A 1,458-nucleotide genomic window follows, 5' to 3' on the forward strand; every position below is an offset into this window, starting at 1 on the left:
GGTCTGGGGGCGTATCAGCTTAGCTGTCGCAGCGTCTGAAGATAAGGTTGTTAATGAAGCTATAGCAAAGACTGCTAAGCAGAGAAATATCCCGATTAACGTCGTTAATCGAGTAGATATTAGTGATTTCGTATTTCCTTCTATTATTGACCGCTCACCTGTTATTGCCGCGGTATCTAGTAGTGGTGAATTGCCTATTTTAACGCGTTTGGTTCGTAGTCGTTTAGAGGCAAACCTTCCACATGCTTTTGGCCGTATGGCGATGATCGCTAAAAAGTACCGGCAGCAGGTACGTGAGGGTGTTGATGGTATTAATGCGAGAAGGCGCTTTTGGGAAAAACACTTGGAAGGTAAGTTCTCTGAGTTGGTTTTTTCAGGAAAGGAAGAAGACGCTGTTGACCTATTAGAGTCTGCCATTGAAGATCTTTCTTCTACTGCGCCAAGTAATGACGGTGAGGTTTACTTGGTCGGCGCAGGGCCCGGAGATCCCGACTTATTAACGTTCAAGGCTTTGCGCTTGATTCGCCAGGCAGATATCGTTTTGTACGATCGTTTGGTATCTGAACCAATATTAGAGCTTGTCAGGCATGATGCGGAGCGTATTAATGTTGGAAAGGAGCGTTCAAATCACCTTGTCCCACAAGAGTCGATTAACGAATTGCTTGTTAAGTACGCAAAGCAGGGTAAGAGAGTACTGCGTTTGAAAGGCGGCGACCCATTTATATTTGGTCGTGGTGGCGAAGAAATAGAAACGCTGGCAGAAGAGGGAGTGAGTTTCCAGGTTGTGCCAGGAATTACTGCTGCATCGGGCTGTTCCGCTTATTCAGGCATACCTTTAACTCATCGCGACTATTCTCAATCGGTACGTTTTGTTACTGGCCACTTAAAGAACGATACTTGTGATCTTCCCTGGCATGAATTAGTTCAGGAGAATCAGACCCTGGTTTTTTATATGGGCTTAACGGGGCTTGCAACCATCTGTTCATCTCTGATTGAGAATGGGATGCGTACTGATAAGCCTATAGCTCTGGTTTCCAAAGGGACAACAAGGCATCAAAAGGTTTATGAAGGAACGCTGTCAACTATTGTGGATATTATCAAGAACCAAAAGGTTGCCGCTCCGACTTTAATTATTATTGGCGATGTTGTTAGCTTGCGCGATAAGCTGAAATGGTTGGAGTGACCATTTGTGCTTATCAATAAAAAAGCCGCTCAGATTGAGCGGCTTTTTTATTACTTTAAATCGTTTGAACTGTTTATCGCTTAGGTAGCACGTCTTTTAGTTTCTCGTGCATTTCCAGTAACGATTTTTCAGTTGTCTCCCAGTCGATACAAGCATCGGTAACTGATACGCCGTACTCAAGCTGAGATAAATCTTCAGGAATCGATTGGTTACCAAACTTAAGATTGCTCTCAACCATAATGCCAACGATAGATTTGTTGCCGTCGATGATCTGA

General features: G+C 44.0%; 1 protein-coding gene and 1 pseudogene. One reads left to right on the forward strand and one right to left on the reverse strand.

Features of this window, described 5'->3' with window-relative positions; genetic code table 11:
* Positions 1–1,183: siroheme synthase CysG (cysG, locus tag A3729_RS27570; RefSeq protein WP_068634497.1), on the forward strand; the 1,183-nt coding region annotated here is incomplete at its 5' end.
* Positions 1,184–1,256: 73 nt separating this feature from the next.
* Here cysG and A3729_RS27575 read toward each other — a convergent pair.
* A pseudogene (locus A3729_RS27575) lies at positions 1,257–1,458 on the reverse strand (3-deoxy-7-phosphoheptulonate synthase); the annotation flags it as partial.

The sequence above is a fragment of the Oleiphilus sp. HI0043 genome (assembly GCF_001634935.1).